At 71.8% G+C, this 340-nt stretch carries 1 protein-coding gene; it reads left to right on the top strand.

Annotated elements, in window-relative coordinates:
• Positions 1-340 (top strand): condensation domain-containing protein (locus PUR61_RS00290; protein WP_329874374.1); only part of this gene is annotated, 340 nt, incomplete at both ends.

Genomic DNA, 340 nt, shown 5'->3' on the forward strand with positions numbered 1-340 from the left:
ACCTGGCCGCCCTCGACCACGCCGACGTGCCGTTCGGCCGGGTCGTCGAGGTCGTCAACCCGCCGCGCGCGCTCGGCCGCCACCCGCTCTTCCAGACCCTGGTGTCGCACAACACCGTCACCCTGGACACGTCGGTGATGATCGGCCACCCGGCCCGGATGGAGCAGGTCGACCCGGGCACGGCCCGCGTCGACCTGGAGTTCACCTTCGCCGACACCGCGCACGGGGACGATCTCGACCTGCTCCTGATCTACTCGGCCGACCTGTTCGACCGGCCGACCGCCGAGGCCCTGACCTGCCGGCTGCTGCTTCTGCTGGATCAGGCGGTGGCCGATCCCGC

The organism is Streptomyces sp. BE20, from assembly GCF_036322525.1.
Taxonomy (GTDB): domain Bacteria; phylum Actinomycetota; class Actinomycetes; order Streptomycetales; family Streptomycetaceae; genus Kitasatospora.